The sequence below is a fragment of the Thermococcus sp. 5-4 genome (assembly GCF_002197185.1).
In the GTDB taxonomy this organism is placed as follows: domain Archaea; phylum Methanobacteriota_B; class Thermococci; order Thermococcales; family Thermococcaceae; genus Thermococcus; species Thermococcus radiotolerans.
Genome location: NZ_CP021848.1, coordinates 1,647,911 through 1,666,718 on the forward strand (window position 1 = coordinate 1,647,911; position 18,808 = coordinate 1,666,718).

The 18,808-nt window shown below is 55.3% G+C and carries 19 protein-coding genes; 13 read left to right on the forward strand and 6 right to left on the reverse strand.

From position 1 onward, the window contains the following. Window positions 1-11: 11 nt before the first annotated feature. Complete coding sequence (locus CDI07_RS09135) at window positions 12-1,808, forward strand: M1 family aminopeptidase (protein ID WP_088181325.1); 1,797 nt, start codon at window positions 12-14, stop codon at window positions 1,806-1,808. Window positions 1,809-1,821: 13 nt separating this feature from the next. Here CDI07_RS09135 and CDI07_RS09140 read toward each other — a convergent pair whose 3' ends face one another. After that, window positions 1,822-2,787, reverse strand: coding sequence for a hypothetical protein (locus CDI07_RS09140; RefSeq protein WP_088181326.1), 966 nt, complete (start codon window positions 2,785-2,787; stop codon window positions 1,822-1,824). A gap of 94 nt (window positions 2,788-2,881) precedes the next feature. On the opposite strand from CDI07_RS09140, the gene CDI07_RS09145 reads away from it, so the two are divergent. The 4 genes from CDI07_RS09145 (at window position 2,882) to CDI07_RS09160 (ending at window position 6,556) form a co-directional block, all read left to right on the forward strand. Beyond that, window positions 2,882-3,559: a fumarylacetoacetate hydrolase family protein gene (locus CDI07_RS09145; protein ID WP_088181327.1), complete on the forward strand. Its 678-nt coding sequence runs from the start codon at window positions 2,882-2,884 to the stop codon at window positions 3,557-3,559. A gap of 45 nt (window positions 3,560-3,604) precedes the next feature. After that, window positions 3,605-3,940 (forward strand): hypothetical protein, encoded by a 336-nt coding sequence (locus tag CDI07_RS09150; protein WP_088181328.1) that lies wholly within the window; start codon window positions 3,605-3,607, stop codon window positions 3,938-3,940. Between the two features lie 341 nt (window positions 3,941-4,281). After that, on the forward strand, window positions 4,282-6,033 hold the full coding sequence (locus tag CDI07_RS09155) for an OPT family oligopeptide transporter (RefSeq protein ID WP_088181329.1): 1,752 nt from the start codon (window positions 4,282-4,284) through the stop codon (window positions 6,031-6,033). A gap of 4 nt (window positions 6,034-6,037) precedes the next feature. Continuing rightward, window positions 6,038-6,556, forward strand: a complete 519-nt coding sequence (locus CDI07_RS09160; protein ID WP_226996571.1) for a BREX-1 system adenine-specific DNA-methyltransferase PglX — start codon at window positions 6,038-6,040, stop codon at window positions 6,554-6,556. Between the two features lie 22 nt (window positions 6,557-6,578). On the opposite strand, the gene trm14 is transcribed toward CDI07_RS09160, so the two are convergent. From trm14 to CDI07_RS09175, 3 genes are read right to left on the reverse strand one after another with little or no spacing between them, the layout of a single operon-like run. Continuing rightward, window positions 6,579-7,676 carry a tRNA (guanine(6)-N2)-methyltransferase gene (gene trm14, locus CDI07_RS09165; RefSeq protein WP_088181331.1) on the reverse strand — a complete coding sequence of 366 codons (1,098 nt, stop codon included), beginning with the start codon at window positions 7,674-7,676 and terminating at the stop codon, window positions 6,579-6,581. Between the two features lie 6 nt (window positions 7,677-7,682). Next, on the reverse strand, window positions 7,683-8,756 hold the full coding sequence (locus CDI07_RS09170; RefSeq protein WP_088181332.1) for a GTPase: 1,074 nt from the start codon (window positions 8,754-8,756) through the stop codon (window positions 7,683-7,685). Next, a complete protein-coding gene (locus tag CDI07_RS09175; RefSeq protein WP_088181333.1) occupies window positions 8,713-9,045 on the reverse strand; it encodes a TIGR04076 family protein in 333 nt (110 codons plus the stop codon). Before CDI07_RS09175 ends, CDI07_RS09170 begins: the two co-directional genes overlap by 44 nt. Before the next feature lie 92 nt (window positions 9,046-9,137). Here CDI07_RS09175 and CDI07_RS09180 point away from each other — a divergent pair, with 92 nt between their 5' ends. Genes CDI07_RS09180 through CDI07_RS09200 form a run of 5 tightly spaced genes read left to right on the forward strand, consistent with a single transcriptional unit; the run spans window position 9,138 to window position 15,421 of the window. After that, window positions 9,138-10,574, forward strand: a complete 1,437-nt coding sequence (locus CDI07_RS09180) for a DUF515 domain-containing protein (RefSeq protein WP_088181334.1) — start codon at window positions 9,138-9,140, stop codon at window positions 10,572-10,574. 10 nt (window positions 10,575-10,584) lie between these two features. Beyond that, entirely contained in the window at window positions 10,585-11,565 is a 981-nt protein-coding gene (locus tag CDI07_RS09185; protein WP_088181335.1) for a hypothetical protein, read from the forward strand. A gap of 6 nt (window positions 11,566-11,571) precedes the next feature. After that, window positions 11,572-13,437 carry a CpaF family protein gene (locus CDI07_RS09190; protein WP_088181336.1) on the forward strand — a complete coding sequence of 622 codons (1,866 nt, stop codon included), beginning with the start codon at window positions 11,572-11,574 and terminating at the stop codon, window positions 13,435-13,437. An 11-nt stretch (window positions 13,438-13,448) separates the two neighbouring features. Beyond that, window positions 13,449-14,513, forward strand: coding sequence for a type II secretion system F family protein (locus CDI07_RS09195; RefSeq protein WP_088181337.1), 1,065 nt, complete (start codon window positions 13,449-13,451; stop codon window positions 14,511-14,513). Between the two features lie 2 nt (window positions 14,514-14,515). Next, on the forward strand, window positions 14,516-15,421 hold the full coding sequence (locus tag CDI07_RS09200; protein ID WP_193432412.1) for a type II secretion system F family protein: 906 nt from the start codon (window positions 14,516-14,518) through the stop codon (window positions 15,419-15,421). Here the strand turns inward: CDI07_RS09200 and CDI07_RS09205 are convergent. Beyond that, window positions 15,398-15,892 carry a peptidylprolyl isomerase gene (locus CDI07_RS09205; protein ID WP_088181339.1) on the reverse strand — a complete coding sequence of 165 codons (495 nt, stop codon included), beginning with the start codon at window positions 15,890-15,892 and terminating at the stop codon, window positions 15,398-15,400. The genes CDI07_RS09200 and CDI07_RS09205 overlap by 24 nt on opposite strands. Before the next feature lie 81 nt (window positions 15,893-15,973). After that, complete coding sequence (locus CDI07_RS09210; protein WP_088181340.1) at window positions 15,974-16,468, reverse strand: DUF2118 family protein; 495 nt, start codon at window positions 16,466-16,468, stop codon at window positions 15,974-15,976. A gap of 69 nt (window positions 16,469-16,537) precedes the next feature. Between CDI07_RS09210 and CDI07_RS09215 the strand changes: the two genes are divergently transcribed. From CDI07_RS09215 to CDI07_RS09225, 3 genes are read left to right on the forward strand one after another with little or no spacing between them, the layout of a single operon-like run. After that, the gene (locus CDI07_RS09215; protein ID WP_088181341.1) at window positions 16,538-17,383 is read left to right on the forward strand and encodes a DUF4129 domain-containing protein; all 846 of its coding nucleotides are present in this window, start codon (window positions 16,538-16,540) and stop codon (window positions 17,381-17,383) included. After that, window positions 17,373-17,825 carry a hypothetical protein gene (locus CDI07_RS09220; protein WP_088181342.1) on the forward strand — a complete coding sequence of 151 codons (453 nt, stop codon included), beginning with the start codon at window positions 17,373-17,375 and terminating at the stop codon, window positions 17,823-17,825. Before CDI07_RS09215 ends, CDI07_RS09220 begins: the two co-directional genes overlap by 11 nt. Beyond that, the gene (locus tag CDI07_RS09225; RefSeq protein ID WP_088181343.1) at window positions 17,794-18,747 is read left to right on the forward strand and encodes a MoxR family ATPase; all 954 of its coding nucleotides are present in this window, start codon (window positions 17,794-17,796) and stop codon (window positions 18,745-18,747) included. The genes CDI07_RS09220 and CDI07_RS09225 overlap by 32 nt, the downstream gene beginning before the upstream one ends. Window positions 18,748-18,808: the final 61 nt, after the last annotated feature.

Genomic DNA, 18,808 nt, shown 5'->3' on the forward strand with positions numbered 1-18,808 from the left:
GTGGGTTAAAGGTGCGGAAGGCGGTTCCTGCCCTTCTGGTGGTCCTTGTCATTCTCGTGAGCGGCTGTCTCGGTGGGAACACAACGACCGGCACCACATCAACCGGATCGGCTTCGAATACAGTTTCATCTGTCCAATCACCGGGTTCTCAGTACAAGGCTCCTCCTCTGAGGTTCATCTATCCCGAAGAACCGGCCAACGTGAACATGAGCTTTGAGAACATGGGCGAATTCTTCTGGAAGACGTATTCTGCCGTGCCCTACTCCCAGTATGGAAATATCAGCGTGAACTACACTGATGGAACATTTAGGGGCAGATACGACTTTGTCCTCACGAATTTCACGTCGGGACCGCTTTATCTGGCGCTCCTCGTCACTCCAAACGATCCCCTAACCCTCAACATCAGCATTGAGGGCGTTCCGCTTGAGCTTTCCCGCATGGACGTCTACAGATGGGTTGATGAAGACGGCGTTGGTATCGAGATTTACGCGGTGAACGTTTCGACGAACCTCACCACCCTAAAAGGTGTCGTCACCTACGATTTCCGCTATCTCGAAAATAAGGAGTATATACGCCAGATGTGGGAGCACGATGTTTTCATTGGAACCGATTTCTCCTGGTGGGAGTTCGCCTCGAAGAACGCCACCGTCACCGTTACTCCATATCTGCCCAAGGACACGGTTTTCGTGCTCTTCGACTACGGAGTCGTCCGCAACGGCTCAGAGGTGGTTTACACTTCACCCATCCACCCCTACCTCGGGTTCTCCCTTTATCTCCCAAACCTTGGCTGGACGGGTTTTGAGGCATCGGACGTGAGCTTTACGGTCTATTATCCGGGGGACTGCTACGATGAAGAGGGTCTGGAGCTGGTCAAAAGGGAACTGACCTTCTCCTTTGGTCTCTATCAGAACATAACGGGTATAAAACCCGTTGAACGCTTCAACGTGCTCTTTGTCCCTGGTTTCAGCTGGAGGATCAGCCGGGAAGTCCTGGGGATATCTGCCGGTGCAGTAAACATTGGTGGAACTTTCATAGTCGATTGCCCCTCGAACATCGGGCACTCCGCCACGAACTTCGTGTCCACACTGTTCCACGAACTCGCCCACGAGTGGTTCGGTCACTACATGAGCTTTGGTACCTTCAACGAGCCCCTCGCCGAGTACTTCCGTATGGAGGCCTACACCCGCTGGAACCAGAGCGATGCCCTGGGATGGCTCGACAGGAGGGAGGAAAGCAGGGCTATCTGGGCAAACGGTGCGCTTTCCCTCAGGGAATCCCTTCGCAGAAACCTCCCCGCCGATAAGGAGAAGTACATCTACAGCGTCCGGTACGCCAAGGGTGCCTTTATGCTCCGCTCCCTCCGTCTCATCGTTGGAAACGAAACCTTCAACAGGATTCTTCACGATGTTCTTGAGGAGTGTCACGGCTCCCACTGCAACTACACGGTGTTCATCGAAACCGCCGAGAACGTTTCCGGCAAAAACCTCGATTGGTTCTTCGACGAGTGGTTCAACTCCACGCTCTTCCCGAACTACAGCATTACCAATCTAAACCTCTCACCGACAGGGGAGGGCTACAACCTGACCTTCACAATCGTCGACGCCAGCAACTTTACGATGCCTGTTCCGATTAGGATCGTCATGGAGAACGGGGACTCTCTCGATACCCGGGTGTGGGTCAACAGGACCGCGGAGGTTTCGCTCCGCCTCGAAGACCGGCCGGTCAAGATAATAATTGACCCGGATGAGTGGATGGCCAACGTAAACTGGAAGTTTGAGGTTGAGGGGATAGAGGTGGATGTGAATTAGATCCTACTGCTATTCAGTCCCTAAACCCCCACTCCTCCTCGAACTCCTTTTCTTCCTCGATTTCTTCTCCCTTTAACTCGACCCTGAAGGTCTCCTCAGCTCGCACGTCCGGCCTCAGCCTTATGTCCAGAATGCCACGGATTATGAACTCGCCGTGGCCGAGGATGACGGTTCCTCCACCGAGGCCATTCACCACCATCTTCGGCGTTATCGTGCCGTAGGAGCCGACCATGATGACCCTCTCCTCGGGGAGCATCCCCTCCCTGAACTCGAAGCTCCGGCCCTTTCCGACGATCTTCTCGTACTCGAATCCTTCGGCGCTTATGGCGACCTTAACGGTCCTAGCCTTGGTGAGCGTCGAGTAGACCGTCCCCATGATAAACTTCCCGTCCCCTCGGTAGTTTACCTGCGCCGAGTCGCTCTCGGTCGCCACCGTTACCGTGCCGGTGCCCCTGACCTTGCCCTCATCGGTGAAGAAGAGCACCACGATGTTTTTGTAGAGCTCATCGATTATCCTCACGGCGGGAGCCTTTACGAAGCCCGTTCCGTCTGAAGAAACGGCCACTTTGAACGGTGAGTCCATGAAGGGAACCCGCGAGGCCCTTTTCTTCTCCCCAGAGATGAACTTTCTTTCCACGTGGTAGCTTCTGTTCCTTCCGCTCCCGACCCAGTAGCCCCTCATCTCAAGCGTTCCCGTCTCGAATTCAATCTCCTCCGGAAACGTTACCCCCGAGTCGGAGAATCCCACCAGGCTCGCGAAGTTCTCGGCGCGCCGGTATTCCCTACGCCTTCTGAGCAGGGAGTAGGCACCGAGGGACATCATCAGCAGGAAGAAGACGAAGAAGCCCAGTATGAACAGCCTCCCCTCTGGAACGTTGATGAGCATGTATATCAGCGGCAGCGTGAAGAGCACTATAAAAATCACCAAGAAAACGAAGACGAGAGTGCTTCCCCTCTCCTTGAGGACGACGAGCTTCATGGGTTTCACCGTTGAGGGTTTGGATGAAGTGGTTTATTACCCTTCCCGCGAGCGGTTTATAACCGAATCCCCGAACTATTCTTGGGTGCTCAAGATGATTCGCCTTCCATTCCGTGATGGCTTTTACGAACTGAGGCCGAGCAAGATAATCTGCCTCGGCAGGAACTACGCGGAGCACGCAAAGGAACTCGGCCATGAGGTTCCGAAAGAGCCGGTGATTTTTCTCAAACCGCCGAGCTCCCTGATAGGCCCAAAAGAGGCCATAATCTTGCCAAGGAAAAGCAAGGAAGTTCACCACGAGGTTGAGCTGGCGGTGATAATAGGCAAACGCGGGAGGAGGATTCCAAGGGAGAGGGCAATGGATTACGTCCTCGGCTACACGATTCTGCTGGACATAACGGCCAGAGACCTGCAGTGGGAGGCCAAGCGGAAGGGCCTTCCCTGGACGGTTGCCAAGGGCTTCGACACATTCGCTCCGGTCGGCCCCAGGGTGGTTGACAAACGTGAGCTGGACGTGAGCGATCTGGAGCTGGGCTTGAGGGTCAACGGCGAAATAAGGCAGCTCGCGAGGACGAGCGAGATGATATTCAAAATCCCGGAGATAATCGAGTACATTTCGGGCATAATGACCCTCGAACCCGGCGATATAATAGCGACGGGAACCCCGGCTGGAGTCGGCCCCCTGAGGCACGGGGATAGGGTTGAGGCGTGGATAGATGGCATAGGAACGCTGGAGGAGGACGTCCTGGCCGAGGACTCGATACTGTGCTGAGAAACTTTTTTAAGTTTTCCTTATTTGACTATCTCCGGTGGTGCCATGAGGTGGGTACGCCCTGTCATCATCCTCCTCGTTCTCGCCGTCGTGATGGCGGGCTGCCTGGACAGCAACTTCGTTTACGTCAAGGGGAAGAGCGTTCCTGCAGGTGAAGCCAGGGAGTGGCCCTTTAAGGGTCCGGCCAATCTGACCGTAAAGTTGACCTCAAACCTTCCGGTGGAGGTAAAGGTGGTCTCGGCCGATGGGGAGGTTTTGAAGGATTTTGGAACCGTCAAGGAAGTAAACGAGGTCGTTGGGCTTCCAGATGGCAAGTGGAAGGTCGTGGTGAGGAACCCCTGCAACGAGACCGTGGTCATTGACGTGACGCTGAAGACATGAGCATTCGTTTTTCTCGTTGCTTCCCCTAAATCGCTTCAGTCTTTTCAAGTTTCAACTAACCATCGTTCGGCGGATTAAACGGTCCAGTAAATACCCTTCGAGCCTCTAATGTCGTAATGTGCGTCAGTGCCCATTTGTTCATCTTCTTGATGAATTTTTATTCATGCTGAGACTAAAAACGGCATAAAGGCCTGTTTTAACTCGTTTCTGGTTTTAAATCCACGTTCTTGATATTTACAGGGCTGAAAAACTTTATATTTCAGAACGGGCCAACCTCCAAGGAATGCACATTCCCGAAGAACGTGGACATGAATGCTCATAACTGTACAGGAGGTTGGGAGATGGCGGATGCCAACTGGAAGGTTGGAGAAGCGAGCTGGAAGCGTAAGGATTCGGACGAGACCTACCGCGAAGTGACGCCTGCCGCCATAATCCTCGGCGTCATCTGGGGCGCCTTCATGGCCGCCAGCTTCACCTACGCGGGAATGATAATGGGCTTCACCTCCGGCGGCTCAGCTATAGCTGCCATCGTCGGCTGGGGAGTCCTCAGGGGAATCCTCAAGAAGGGAACCGTCGTCGAGAACAACATCGTCCAGACCATAGCCTCTGCCGTCAACATCTCCGTCTCTGGAGTCATCTTCACCATCCCGGCGCTCTACATCATGGGACTCCACGAGGAGATAAACACCACGTACTTCTTCCTCGCCACCGCGGCCGGAGCGATACTGGGAATCACCTTCATAATCCCGCTGAGGAAGCAGATGATTGAGATTGACAGGCTTCGCTTCCCGACCGGAACGGCCGTTGCAACCGTCCTCAAGACCCCGGGAAGCGGAATCGAGAAGGCCAGGCTGCTCTTCCTCGGCATGGCCGTTAGCGCGGCCGTCTACCTCGTCCAGCAGTTCCCGGTGCTCGGCCTTCCGGAGATAATCCCCGAGTACATCGACCTTGGGGCCATACTCCACCTTCCCGAGTGGGTCAGCCTCGCCATGGCCCTCTCGCTGATGGTCTTTGGAATGGGCCTCATCACCGGAAGGAACGGTCTCATAGTCCTCGCCGGTGGAATACTCTCCTACTACATCATCACGCCCATAGTCAAGGCCCTCGGCTGGCTCCCGAGCGACGTCACCGGTGGAGCCATCAGCGGCTTCGTCTACGCCAACATGACCAGGCCGCTCGGTATCGGAATGCTCCTCGGCGGCTCGATAGCGGGCCTCATACTCTCGATGCCCGTCATCATAGTCGCCCTCAGGAGCATAGCCAACGCGAGCAAGCTCGGAACCGGCAGGAACGAGGAACTCCCGATAAAGTACCTCTACGCCGGAATAACCCTTGCGTTCCTCCTGCTGCTGGTTACCACCTACCAGCTGGGTAACCTCGGCATCGGCAGGAGCCTGCTCACGGCAATCGTCGGCGTCGCCTGGATATTCGTGGCGGCCCTGCTCGTCGCCATGTCCACCGGAATGACCGACTGGAGCCCAGTTTCCGGTCTCTCCCTCGTGTCGGTCATGATACTCCTCTACCTCACCGGCAAGCAGGTTCCGCTAACCATACTCCTCGGAGCCACCGTCGGTGTCGCCATCTCCGGCGCCGCCGACATGATGCAGGATCTCAAGACCGGCCACCTCGTTGGAGGTATTCCCTCCAGGCAGCAGAAGGTCGAGCTCCTCACCGCCTGGATAGGCCCGATAATAGCCCTCACCGTCGTCGGCCTCATATGGAAGGCTTACGGCATCGGAAACGAGATGGTTCCTGCTCCGCAGGCCATGGCCCTCAAGTCCATGGTCGATGCGATCCTCGGGGGCAACGTCCCTGTGGACAAGTTCATCGCGGGAGGAATCCTTGGCTTCGCCCTCTCCATGAGCGGAATACCGGGACTCGGAGTCCTCGTCGGCCTGTCGATGTACCTGCCGATGCTCTACATCCTGCCCTACGGACTCGGCTGTATCGTCCACGAGATAGCCAAGAGGAAGAAGGGCAACGAGTTCATAACCGAGAAGATGCTCCCGGTCGCGGCCGGACTGATGGTCGGAGAGGCGGCTATGACCCTCCTCTTCGCGGTCCTGACCGTCATGGGAGTGCTCCACCCGTGAGGTGATGGAAATGAAGAAGCTCATCGGAAACGTACTCCTCACAGCTGGCCTCGTTGCCGGAGCGATAACCGCCGCCAGGATACCGCCCATGTGGGGCGGCTTGGCCGTTTCCCTGGCCGTCATGGGGGCTGGTATCTTCCTCAGGCGCCAGGGTGCGAAGGAGGAGCTCCACAGGGCGGCCCAGAGCGGAACCGGCGGTGTCAGGGAGCTCGAGAGACTCCTCTCCGATGCCATCGTCAGAATTGAGAAGATAATGGACGCCCCCGCCGAGAAGGTCACGGCCGAGCTGACGAAGATACTCGAGGAGCTCGACGAGTTCGCCGAGAAGGCGCAGCCCCTCAGGATAGAGGGTCTCATGACCTACGGAACCATCATGAGCGTCTTCAGCAGGGGCGAGAGGGCCCTCAACAGGGCCTGGAGCGCCTTTGCGGACGGCTATGAAAGCGAGGGGCGGAGATACCTCCACTACGGCTACGAGGACCTCAAGGAGACCCTCAGCGCGGTCAAGGCGCTGAAGGTCTGAGCCCTTTCTTTTCTTCTCATGGCTATTCTATCACGTAGGTGTGCACCATGAGCCCGCCGTGGCCGATGAGGCGGTGATGTTTGATTTCAAAGCCGTTCTCGGTTATCGCTTTCTCTATCGCCCTTTTCTCCGTCGTTATGAAGACTCCGCGCTTCTCAAGAACCTTGGCGAGCTCGCTGAAAAAGTCCATGTAGAGCCTCGGAATGGCGCTTTTGCGACCTATTTTCAGCCCGTAGGGCAGGTTGCTGACGGCAAAGTCGACACTATCGACGTACTCGCTCAGCCTGGTGGCGTCGCCGAGTATGAATTCTATCCGCTCCAGAACCCCTGCGGAGAGGGCGTTCATCTCGGCCCCGCGCAGGTGTTTTCTATACTTCTCCAGGCCAATTATCCTTCCATCGTAGTCCCTCAGGGCCAGCTCTATAGGAATCGTGCCGCTCCCGCAGAACGGGTCGATGAACGGGCCGCCGTCCGGTTCTGCCAGCTCAATTAGTGCGTTCGCTATGCTCGCCTTGAGGTGGGCGGGATGGTCGTAAACGCGCCAAGGCCTCTTGTGGAGGGAGCTGTCGCCGGTTGTGTCTACCCCGAGGAAGAAAACCTCTCCAATCAGCTCGGCCCGGAATATAACGGCAGGATGGTCGAGGTTCACCCTTGGGGTTCCAAAGCGCTCCAAACGCTCGAATATCGCCTTGCCAACGGTTTTGGATATATCGAGGCTTGTAATTTTGTGTTCGCCCTTTCGGAAGCTTCTCACGGCGAAGCTCTCACTGATTTTGACGTATCTCTCCACCGGAAGCTCCGAGACGAATTCTTCTATCCTCTTCAACGCCCTCTCGGGCTCTTCCTCACCGATTCCCTCAAACCTCTCGCTAGCTATCTCGACTATTACACGGTGAAGAAGCCGCGAGCGCTCGTTCAGATATGTCGAAACGCTCAGCTCTCTCTTCCGCCCCTTCTCGTCGATGTAAAATGCTTTATTGACCTCCGCTAAGACCCTCCCCTCGACGCCGAGCGGCTTCTCCTCTACTCGAAACGGAACTCCAAGGCCCGAGAGCAGACTCTCAAGTTCGGCCCTCGCTAAGTCCTCAATCCCCTGCGAAGTCGTCAGCAAAAGCCTCATACCGCATCACTCCATTATCACAACTACGCCCTTCCACTTCTTCCCGAAGCACTCGCTCGCCAGAACGTGCTTGCCGGTGAGCCTCTCGAGGAGCTTTATCCCCCCGTCGCACTTCTTGAAGCCCGTCGCTATTCCGACGGTAAAGCCCTCTATCTCACGTATCCCAACGCGCTTCCGGTTGTCGAGCCTCTCCCTTAGTTCGTCGCCGTACTTCCAGAGTATCCTCCTTGGGTCGAGCAGGAGGTCCCTCTCAACTCCATCGAGGATTTCCTCGAAGTCCCAGGCAAATTCCTCCTTCCCCGTTTCCTCCTTTCCGAAGAGGGTAAAGCGACCCGTCTGCCACTCCCTTAGGAACCACCTTGCCGTCTCTTCGATGTCAACCTCGCCTCCGGCCTTTATCAGCCCTCTTCTCTCGCCTATCATCCTAAGAATCTCCTCCTCGCTCTCGAATTCATCTATCCCGAACTTCTCTGTGAGGGCTTCTTTTCTGGTCTCAAGAATCCTGCTTATGAGCTTTAACGCAGGCTTTACGGGTTCGTCTATTTTGTCAGCCGGGAAGCCTCCTTTGATTACCAGCTCGTCGAAATCGTCTATTGGAACAACACCTGGCGAATCCAGGAGCCATATCTTCTTGCTGAGCCTTATCAGCTGCTTTCCCTTTGTGTAGCCTGGTATGGGGGCAGTGCCAACGGCCTTCTTGCCCTTCAGCGTGTTGATTATCGTGCTCTTGCCGACGTTGGGGTAGCCTATGAGTGCAACCTTAACCTTCTCCCTCTCGTCGAGCAAAGGCTTTGCGAGCTTCCTTATTTCCCTCCTCAGGATTCCAGTTCCCTTTCTCTCGCGGGCCGATATAAAGACGACCGGAAGGTCACTCTTCCTCTTGTATTCCTCCGCCCACTCTTTCGGCACTAAATCCGCTTTGTTCATCACTATGAGGAGCGGTTTGCCCTCCTCTTGGACGAGCCTCTCGAGCTTTCTGTTCCTCGTCCCGATCGGGTCCCTCGCGTCAACTACCTCAACGATGAGGTCGGCCTCCTCAACTACCTCCCTCACTATCCTCCACGCCTTCCTCTGCTTCATCTCTCACCACCGTTATCTCGAAGATTACAGTCCCACCGTTCGTGTACGGCGGTCCGGGATCGAGGCACTGAACGTACGCTTTCTCTCCCCTGCCAAGGCCTAGTTCGCTGGGCTTAATACCCTTTCGCAGGGCGACTATGTATGGGAGCAGGGATGCAAAGGCGTGGGTGCAAATCGCATCGGTCTCATCGAGTTTGACGCTGGGCCCCTCTATGACGATTCTGTCTCCCGGGTTAAAAACGGGACATTTTCCCCGGATTTCTATTACGGCAATCTCTAACCGCTCCATACTTCTCACCGAAACCTAAATAAAGATTGAAGTTCAAAAAACTATTCGACATAAGAAGCTGGTTATGATAACGATTGATGGTGGTGCTCAACGTGTCCGAGGATATTGAGGCGAAAATCCGCCGTCTTAGAGAGCTGGGTAAAGCCAGCGTAGAGCCTGAGGCCCCCAAAACGGCCAAGCCCCCTGTCAAGAAACCCCCCAAGAAGCCCCGCCCCGTGGGCAGCATAAGGGAGAGGGAAAGGAAGAGACGCATTCTCATTGGTGCATCGATAGTCATCATTGTGATTTTAATAATTTCTATAGGCGCTTACATCTACATGGAGAACCGCGCCGCCGAGCAGCTCACCCAGGCTAAGAACAAAAAGCTCGCGGAGGTTAACTACTACTTCAAACCCGGAAGCGAACTCATGAACACGACGTTTGGAAAGAACGCCAGGGACGACTTGATAAGAAAGATAAACGCGGCCCAGACTGTGGATGAGGTCGAATCGATAGACGTTAAAGCCGCATACCAGAGTGCCTGGAACCAGTATCAGGCTTACCTCGAGGAGCAGCACCGCCTTGAAATGGAGAGGCAGCTCAACCAGACCAAGAAGGAGAAGATAAGCCAGATCGAGGCACAGTTCAGCCAGCTCCTCGCGATGCCGCTGCCGGACAGCCTCAAGAAGAAGGTGGTTGATTCGATGAACAGCCTCGAGGAGCAGGTCATGAGCGCCACCAGCGAGCAGCAGGTCGAGGCTGTCAACGCGGATCCGTACCTTCTCGAGCTCTGGAGGGAGTACTACTACTACATCATCGACACCATCCCGACCCAGAACGTCATCCTGGAGAAGGACAACGTCAAGAAGATAGTCAGCAAATCCGACGCAAAGGCTGTGCTGGGCGGAATACTGGACTACAAGGAGCTGATGCAGTACAAGGTCTACAAGGTTGAGTTCGTTGACATCGCCCTCGTCCTCTCAAGGGACAAGATAAACGGTGCCTTCCTTGCTCCGGGCGATGAGATCATGATATTCGCCAAGAACGCGACCAACGCGCCCTTCAAGGAGATAGTGAATGAGGGTTACGTTGAGCTAGTACTCCTCCCGACGGAGGCCGGAACGATTTCCGTCAACGAGGCCCAGACCCAGACCAGCTCATCGAGCACCAGCTCATCGACCCAGTACTCCGAGCAGCACAACACCCAGTACACGCCTGGAGATGCGTCCATAACCAACGGCCAGGCGATAAGCGACATCTACTCCAACTCCCAGACTGCCAGCCAGAGCGCCTCAGCCAGCTACACCTACAACGTTGATCTGACGGAGATACTCAAGGCGATAGCGGCCGGAAAGATACAGGCCAGCGAGGACGTCAAGGAGCAGCTCAGGGCCTACGGCTGGGAGATAGTTGACCTTGAGAAGGAATCCGGAATGCTCGTGCTCGACCCGAACACCCAGTTCCTGGTCATAGTAAGGGTTCCCTCAATATTCGTGCCCGACATACTCTCCAACCAGCAGTACATCTACATCGCTAAAGTTGCCACCTGAGGTGATAGCAATGAAACGCCTCGCAGCATCTCTCTTTATTCTTTTGTTAGCTTCATCTTTGGTTAGTGCAGCAACCTATCGTCTTCCCGGCGATACCTACAACAACATAGGTATCATGGGGCAGGTTATGATAGATCTGAACGTTACCATGGTGAACACTGCCCCGTTCCCCAAGTTCATAGTGGTGAACCCGCGTTACGATTTCACCGTCTACAGGCTGGACAACAGCGAGACCATGAATGCCGTACTCGTTGGAAACACGGTTCTCCACAACATATCGAACGTTAAGAAGACCACCCTCAACTACTACACTGGCTTCTGGATAATGCCCTACGAAACCGTTGTTGTAAACTTCAGGATAACCTCTCACTACTCGTACATAGTCCCGACCATGGATTACAAGACGGTCTGCGGAGATACCGCTAAAATAACCACCGTTGAGTACAACGGGAGTAGCGTTAGCGGCGTGATAGAGGATCTGGATGATATTGGAATAATAAGCTGCGGGGTCATGTATCCTCAGCTCGTAAACACCCCCAAGGTTCTCTACCTGAGGAGCATGTTCCCAATGGTTGATGCCCACATCAAGATCCTTCAGTACGAGGGTGACGTTACCTTCCGCCTCACAAACGTTCCCAACGATGCGGGAACCTTCAACACGTTCTTCGCCGCCTCGATACCGGTCATATTCGATGGTGCCAGTATGACGGACTTCACCCCCAACTACACAATGACGTACAGGGACTACATGGAGGAGTTCGTGTGGAAATACAAGGGCCTTAACCCGCCTCAGAAGAGCCAGCCGCAGCCGCTTCCAACGATGCCTGGAATGTTCCAGCTTTCGAGCAGTTTAATCAGCGGAGTTTCCGTTGGGACGCCAGAGATCAATCCGCCCAAGCAGGCAGGCTTCGACTTCCCCGTGTGGATAATATTCATGGGTAAGGGTGTTGATATAACCTATCACGTCAGCTGGAAGAATGAGGGGCGGTGAGCGTTGGTGCCGGATGAGAAGAAAAAGAAGAAGGAGACCATCTCATGGATTGATGAGATACTGAGCGGGGAGGACGACCTCCTTGAGAACGTCCTCAAGAAGGAGGATAAAACTAAGGAGGAAGAGGAGGAGCACCTCCCCTTTGTGAGGGAGGAGGGAGGAGTTGATTTAGAGGAGATCCTCAGCAGGCCCTCCCCCGAGGAGGCCATCACCAACAGGCCCACCGGTGCCGATATTCTTGGAGAGATACTCACCAAGGAGGAAGAGGCCCCCAAGGAGAAGCCCAAGCCTGCCCCCAAACCCAAACCGCCGTCAACCCTCCAGGATATCCTAGGTTCATCTGTTCGCGCGGAGGAGACGACCTACGCGGGGAAGGCCGAGGTTTTGGATGCCTACGGAAACGTCCGCATCCTCCGCGTTAAGGGCGAACCCGTCCCCATATACGAGATCCGCCTCCCCAAGCTAAGCCGCGAGGAGGAGGAGCTCTTCAAGAGGATCAAGGACCGGGCGATAACAGAACTCCAGATAGACCCCTCTGCCTTTCCAGACTTGGAGGAGCGCAGGCGCGTCTTCATGAACGCCGTCAGGAGGATGATAAAGGACGAGGCCCCCCACTTCTCGGAGGGCAGGGTCGAGGTCCTCACCGAGATGATAGTCCAGTCCATGATAGGCTACGGCAAGCTCGATCCCCTCGTCCGCGACGACAACCTCGAGGAAATCATGGTCATAGGTACAGGCAGGCCCGTTTACGTCTGGCACAGGCGCTTCAATATGTGTAAGACCAACATAGTCTTTCCCGAGGAGAAGGAGATACTCAACATCATCGAGAGGATAGCGAGGGAAGTGGGCAGGAGAATCGACCAGCAGAGCCCCCTCCTGGATGCACGCCTTCCGGACGGAAGCCGTGTCAACGCGACCATCCCACCGATCAGCCTTGACGGCCCTACCATAACCATCCGTAAGTTCAAGAAGGACCCGCTCACGATAATCGACCTAATCAAGTACGGGACCATGAACACCGAGATAGCTGCCCTGCTGTGGATATTCGTGGATGGCCTGGGCGTCAAGCCTGCGAACGTTCTCGTTGCAGGAGGTACGGGTTCCGGTAAGACCACTACCCTTAACTCCCTAGCCATGTTCATCCCGCCGAGTGAGCGTGTGATAACGATAGAGGACACGGCCGAGCTTCAGCTCCCGGTTGAGCACTGGATCAGGCTCGAGACGAGGCCGCCCAACGTCGAGGGCAAGGGCGAGATAACCATGGACGACCTCGTTAAGAACACCCTCCGTATGCGTCCCGACAGAATCATCGTCGGTGAGGTCCGTGGTCCAGAGGCCAGAACTATGTTCACCGCAATGAACACGGGTCACGACGGCTGTATGGGAACCATACACTCAAACAGCGCGAGGGAAACCATAGTCCGTCTGGAGAGCCCGCCAATGAGCGTTCCCAGGATAATGATACCCGCGCTGGACATCATCATAATGCAGGTCAGGTTCCACAGCCGGAAGAAGGGAACCATAAGGCGCATCACAGAGATAGCCGAGATCTCGGGCATCGAGGCCGAGAGCGTCCAGCTCAACAAGCTCTACAAGTACGACCCGGCCAAGGATGAGCTGATTCCCACGGGAGTTCCGAGCAGAACACTGAACACCCTGGCCCACCACACGGGTATGAGCATATCCGAGCTTGAGTTCGAGAAGGAGAAGCGCAAGATAATCCTCGACTGGATGATAGAGCAGGGCATCAGGAGCATTGATAAGGTTGGCCACTACATAAGGCAGTTCTACATAGACGAGGAGGCGTTGCTGAAGAGGATTCAGGCCGAGAGCAGCATTGAAACCAGCAAGCAGGTTAAGAATCTGATCTAAGGGTGATAATCGTGGGCGTCGTTAAAGCCATCACCGACTTTTTGGAGCGCCTAGGGGGAAAGACGGTAGAGGTCGCCGAGAAGCCCCTGCGAAGAATCCCCCAGGGTAAAAGTGTTCAGGAGAGGCTCCGGGCGCTCAAAGAACTGCAGAAGGAAATCGAGAAGGAGAGGGCTGAGGAAGAAAAGGAGAAGGAGATAGAGGAGATTCTGGAGTGGAGGAAGAAGGAAATCCAGAAGCCCTTCTCTGAGAGGCTTGCGGAGACTGTGCTCCGCTACTTCAAGGGACCGGTTCAATCACTCACGAACTCCCTCAAGGGCCTCGACCAGGAGCTTTACCGGGCGAGCATACTGATGCCCCAGGAGAAGTACGTCGCGCTGATGCTGGCGGTGGCCGTGTTTGCGGGCATCTTTGGATTCCTGTTCGCGTACCTTCTGTACATCCCCATTGACATGTCCGCCCTCGTTGGGTTCCTGGGCTTCGTGGGCGGTTTCATGTACATGAGGTACTATCCGCGCATGGTGTGGAAGCGCAGGGTAGTTGAGGTTGAGAGGGCGATGCCCTACGCCCTGAGGCACATGGCTTCCCTCCTCAGCGCTGGTGTCGGTATATCCGAGGCCCTGCTATCCGTTGCCCGCGCCGATTACGGCGTTATATCCGAGGAGTTTGAGCTCATACTGAGGGACATGAGGACGGGTTCCTCCTTTGAGGATGCCCTCACCAAGTTTGATGAGAAAATGGGCTCCGAGAACGTCAGCCGTGTCGTCAAGCAGATACTCAGGGCGATAAAGTTCGGTGGAAACCTCTCCGAGATACTCTACAAACTGGCCGAGGACTTCGCCTTTGAGTACAGGATGAAGCTCATAGAGTACGTCCAGAGGGTCAACGGTATAGCGTTCATCTACATGTTCATGACGATAGTCATGCCCACCATGTTCGTCGTTGGAATACTCGCCGGTTCGGTGATGTCCCAGCAGCTCATACTGCCCCCGGAGACCCTGGCGGTTATACTGCTGTTCGCCTTCCCGGCGCTGTCGTTCATAGTGGTCAACATGATTAAGAAGGGAGAGCCGAGGTGACAATGATGGCGGGAGGATTGTCAGGAGCATTGGTTCAGATCATTGAGAGAATAGTCCCCAAACGATGGATGAGGCGCTACGAGGTGTTCATATACTCCTCGGGAATAAACTTCCTCGCCGCAGAGTACCTCATCGTCTCCCTGCTGGTCGGAATAATCGGTGCCGTACTCGTTGATATGTTTTTCACTGCAGTTTATGCCCTCATAACGTTCTTGGCCCTCTTTGGAGTGATGGCCTTTGGCTACCCCTACTGGAGAATCAGCAAGCGCATTGATGAAATGGAGAAGATGCTCCCGGATGCGTTCTTCTACCTGGCCAGCTCGCTCAGGGCGGGTATCTCTTTCTCGGAGGCTCTGGAGGAGTTGACAACAGCCAAGTTCGGAGCGTTGACTGACGAGTTCAAGAAGACCGTAGCCGAGATAAAGAAGGGCCGTCCGACCGTCGAAGCCCTCAGGGCCTTTGCGGTAAGGAACAGAAAGTCTCCCGTCATCTACCGTTCGATGATGATCATCATCGAGGCCCTCGAGAGGGGTGCCCCGATGAGCGACGTCCTTGTCTTCGTTGGAAACGACGTCAGGGAGATACTCAGGATAAAGCAGGAGAGGAAGGCCTCAACGGGCATGCAGGTGATGTTCTTCATAATCACCAGCGGTTTTATCGGACCCCTCATACTCGGCATAGTCGCCCAGGTAATGCTGGCTATGAGCACCGGCAACGTGGAGTTTCCGGTGGAGACCGTGAGGACCATACTGCTGGGATTCGTTGCCCTCCAAGCGATAGTTTCAGGCCTTGGAATTGGCGTCATAAGAGAAGGGAAATACTCAGCAGGCATAAAGTACAGCCTGCTGCTCGTAATAATGGGAGTGGCGGTCTTCCAGGGAGCCTCAGGCCTCAACCTCGCCGTCTGAGGCCTCTTCTTTGGCTTTCTGAATGTCCACTATTTCTACCTCGAAGACGAGGGTCTTCCCTGCCAGCGGATGGTTGAAGTCAAGGGTGACGTTCTCCTCGCCGACTTTGGCTATCTTGGCGATTCCCGAGTCGGTCATGACGTACATGCCCTCGATGGGCTCTATGCCGACGTTTGAGAACTCCGTCTTTGCCACCTCAATGACGAGCTCCGGGTTGGGCATGCCGTAGGCCTTCTCCGGCGGTATCGTGACCGTCTTCTTCTCCCCAAGCTCCATGCCGATAAGGGCCTCGTCAAGGCCGGGGATTATCTCGCCAACACCGACGTTGACGCCAAGGGGACTGTACTCCCTCTCTTCCACGTATATCTCGTTCTCCTTGGCAATGTCCTCGTAACTGGTATCAAAAACTTCGCCGTTCTCGAACTTTCCGACGTAGTGAAACACCACAAAATCTCCAGCTTCAATCTTCATTTCCTTCAACTCCAAAATTCTCTTCAGGTGGGGCTTGACCCGGCAGTTTATAAAGGTTTGTACAAAAGTGGGAAAGAACGCTCATTCCTCGGGGAGTATGTAGTAAACGTAGTGCGGCCTGTTGGTCACCTCGTCTATGAACACGACCGTTCCCGTCTTGGGCGGCTTGAGGTAGTGAACCTCTCCTTTTCTGGTGGTTATCGCTGCAAAGGCATCCCCCGTCCTCACCCGGTTCCCAACGTTCGCTATCAGGGTTTTCGTGTATCCTTCGACGGGAAGGATTAGCAGTTCATCGTCCCTCTTCAAATATATCCGCGTTCTCCCATCGGGGAGGGCCAGGATGGCATCGGCAAGCATCTTACCCTCCATTCTGTCAACGTAGAGGTAGAACCTGTCGTAAACTTCCTTCGCCAGGAATTTGGCCCCTTCGATCTCGATGAAGTCCGGAACGCTCTCGTCCCTCTTCAGCCAGACCTCAACGTTCCCGCTGATGACCACGCAGTCTTTTTTAACCTTCCTTCCCTCAAGGCACTCCTCGGGGGGAGCTTCAACGTAAAGCCTTGGAACCCTCTCCACTTTCATCACCTGACCTTTACCTGGGGGTAAAAGTTTTTAAACCTGCCCTCTCTAAAACCCCTGATAAAAATGTCCACCAGGGTAAAATTATTGGCCCTCTCTGGACTGCTGTTTTCATTGATGGCGCTGATGATTAACTACAGCGCGGCCACGTCGGAGACCTCAAGGGGTAGTCCCGCCCAGTGGGCGGGTGTTCTCGTGATGATCCTCGCGATAGTTGGCCTGTTCGTTATCGTTGGCGTATTCTTAGGATGGAAGGACCCCTTTCAGAGACTTGATTCGGGCGGCCTCGCCCTTTTCATCAGGTATATCATGCTGGCTCTGGGATTTTCCGGCCTCGTCCTCGTGATGTATCTGATTCGGGAGAATGCGGCCGTAAAAATCCCCTCCAACAACAGTACCGCCTTAAACGCTTCCGTGAACGGTTCCGCGCCCGTTCAAACCCCCGGTCACTACAACGGCACCCAACTGGCCCCGACCAGGCAGTCCCTCCCCTCCCAGTACATCCTCTATGCCGTTCTGCTCATTGGGATAGTGGTCTTTTCATACCTCGCCGCGGTCCAGTACAGGACGTACCTGCGGAAGAAGGAACGCAGGGAGATGAGGCTCCGGGCCGAGCTCTTCGACAGGAAACTCGACGAACTCGGCCTTGGGATGTTTGAGAACCCAAGGGAGGCCGTCGTGGGTATATACAAGAACGCCGTTCTCTGGCTCGAGTACCTCGGGATGCCGTACCAGGAGAGCTGGACGCACTGGGAGCACGCGGAGCATGTTAAATACATGCACGATGCCTTCGTCGAGCTGACGCGGCTCTTCGAAAAGGCCAAATACGCCCCCGAGAAAATAACATGGGATGATGCCCGGAGGGCCCTCGAGGTCTACCGCGAGATGAGGAGGGGGGTGGATGAGGTTTAACAGACACGTGCTCGCGATAGCCGTGATACCGCTGCTCGTGGCCATAGTTGCCGGCTCCTACCTGGTTAGATGGCTCGCCGTTCTGGCGCTGGGTGCCCTTCTGGCCTTTCTCCTCTTCGGATTTGAGATACGCGCTCCCCTCCCCACGAGGGAGAGACTGGAGAGGGTCGAGAGAAAAACTGACGTTGAGAGGGTTGTGACGCTCATAGAGCGCGCCAAGAGGGGAAGGGTTGCACGCTCCCTCCTTGAGGAGAAGATAGCGGAAATATACGCCACCCTCTCCGAGGACTACAATCAGACGTTTCATTCGCTCACTTCCGAGCCGAACGAGGCCATCCAAGCCCTCCGTTCGGAGGGAGACTTTCTCGATAACCTTGAAAGGGCCTTAAAAATTGTGGAGGAGGATCTCTATGAAGATAGAGGAGGTAAGCTCCAAGGGTAACGCCGTTCTTGAAGAGGTCAAGAAGGCGATAGTCGGAAAGGACGAGGTGTTGAGGCTCATACTGACGACGATTTTGGCGGATGGCCACATACTCCTGGAAGACCTGCCCGGACTGGCCAAGACGCTCATGGCGAAGAGCTTCGCCACCGCGATGGGGGTGAGGTTCAAGCGCGTCCAGTTCACACCCGACCTTCTCCCCAGCGACATCCTCGGCGTCAGCATCTTCAACCAGAAAACGCTCGAGTTCGAGTTCAAAAAGGGCCCCGTCTTCACGAACATACTCCTGGCCGACGAAATAAACCGTGCCCCGCCCAAGACCCAGAGCGCTCTCCTAGAGGCCATGCAGGAGAGGCAGGTCACCGTCGAGGGCAACACGTACGAACTTGAGAGGCCCTTCATAGTCTTCGCCACTCAGAACCCAATAGAGCAGGAGGGTACTTATCCGCTTCCGGAGGCCCAGCTGGACAGGTTCCTCGTCAGGCTCCGCGTCGGTTATCCGAGCAAGAGCGAGGAGATCGAGATACTCCGCAGGAGGATGGCGAGGAAGAAGGAGGAGGTGGATATAACACCGATCCTGACCCCAGAAGAAGTCGTAGAGATGCAAAGGGCCATAGAGGACGTCTACGTCAGCGACGCAATCCTGGAGTACATAACCGAGATAGTCCTAGCCACGAGGGAGGACAAGAAGGAGATAGAGGTTGGGGCCTCGCCCAGGGGGAGCCTCGCCCTTCTCAAGCTCTCCAGAGCCTATGCTGCCCTCGAGGGTAGGGACTACGTCATTCCAGACGACATAAAGGCCGTCGCCGTTCCGGCGCTGAGCCACAGGCTCATCCTCAAGAGGGAGCTCTGGTACACGAAGGTCAGCCAGGAGAGCATAATGGCGAAGCTCCTTGAGCGCGTTCCAGTTCCCAAGTTTGAGTGAGGTGAAAAGGTGCAGGCCCAACCCCCGCTCTACGGGCACTCCGTTCCGGTCGAGGAGAGGG

Coding starts and splice junctions, on each gene's coding strand:
- CDI07_RS09140 (WP_088181326.1), bottom strand. CDS start 2,787: ATGAAGCTCGTCGTCCTCAAGGAGAGGGGAAGCACTCTCGTCTTCGTT.
- CDI07_RS09145 (WP_088181327.1), top strand. CDS start 2,882: ATGATTCGCCTTCCATTCCGTGATGGCTTTTACGAACTGAGGCCGAGC.
- CDI07_RS09150 (WP_088181328.1), top strand. CDS start 3,605: ATGAGGTGGGTACGCCCTGTCATCATCCTCCTCGTTCTCGCCGTCGTG.
- CDI07_RS09155 (WP_088181329.1), top strand. CDS start 4,282: ATGGCGGATGCCAACTGGAAGGTTGGAGAAGCGAGCTGGAAGCGTAAG.
- CDI07_RS09160 (WP_226996571.1), top strand. CDS start 6,038: ATGGAAATGAAGAAGCTCATCGGAAACGTACTCCTCACAGCTGGCCTC.
- trm14 (WP_088181331.1), bottom strand. CDS start 7,676: ATGAGGCTTTTGCTGACGACTTCGCAGGGGATTGAGGACTTAGCGAGG.
- CDI07_RS09170 (WP_088181332.1), bottom strand. CDS start 8,756: ATGAAGCAGAGGAAGGCGTGGAGGATAGTGAGGGAGGTAGTTGAGGAG.
- CDI07_RS09175 (WP_088181333.1), bottom strand. CDS start 9,045: ATGGAGCGGTTAGAGATTGCCGTAATAGAAATCCGGGGAAAATGTCCC.
- CDI07_RS09185 (WP_088181335.1), top strand. CDS start 10,585: ATGAAACGCCTCGCAGCATCTCTCTTTATTCTTTTGTTAGCTTCATCT.
- CDI07_RS09200 (WP_193432412.1), top strand. CDS start 14,516: ATGATGGCGGGAGGATTGTCAGGAGCATTGGTTCAGATCATTGAGAGA.
- CDI07_RS09205 (WP_088181339.1), bottom strand. CDS start 15,892: ATGAAGATTGAAGCTGGAGATTTTGTGGTGTTTCACTACGTCGGAAAG.
- CDI07_RS09215 (WP_088181341.1), top strand. CDS start 16,538: ATGTCCACCAGGGTAAAATTATTGGCCCTCTCTGGACTGCTGTTTTCA.
- CDI07_RS09220 (WP_088181342.1), top strand. CDS start 17,373: ATGAGGTTTAACAGACACGTGCTCGCGATAGCCGTGATACCGCTGCTC.
- CDI07_RS09225 (WP_088181343.1), top strand. CDS start 17,794: ATGAAGATAGAGGAGGTAAGCTCCAAGGGTAACGCCGTTCTTGAAGAG.